The organism is Chryseobacterium sp. SIMBA_029 (assembly GCF_046535275.1).
Lineage (GTDB): Bacteria > Bacteroidota > Bacteroidia > Flavobacteriales > Weeksellaceae > Chryseobacterium.
Genome location: NZ_JAWRXA010000153.1, coordinates 1 through 311, shown reverse-complemented (window position 1 = coordinate 311; position 311 = coordinate 1). Strand labels below are relative to the sequence as shown.

At 58.2% G+C, this 311-nt stretch carries 1 protein-coding gene; it reads left to right on the top strand.

What is annotated here, in order from left to right; translation table 11 throughout:
- On the top strand, positions 1 to 275 hold a 275-nt coding region (locus tag SB679_RS23600), incomplete at its 5' end, for a LysR substrate-binding domain-containing protein (protein WP_410704699.1).
- Positions 276 to 311: the final 36 nt, after the last annotated feature.

Below are 311 nucleotides of genomic sequence, written 5' to 3'. Positions count from 1 at the left end.
AAGCGTTCCGGCATGCCCAGGTGAACTGCAACGTTGGCATTACCGCCAACCATTCCTATTCGGCTTGCTGCCTCGTTTCGCAGGGCAACGGCATCGGGCTGATCGACCCGTTCCACGTTGCCACCGGAATCTTTCCAGACCTCGTTATCAGGCCGTTCGCACCTGCAATGCGACTCCGTCCGACGGTGGTTGTGGCCGAGGGCCGAACGCTGTCGAAGATCGCTCGCGAATTCGTTGACGAACTGAAACTTGTTGCGATGACTTTGCCTCTATGAGGCCCACGAGAAGACGAACTACCCGTTTCCGACGGG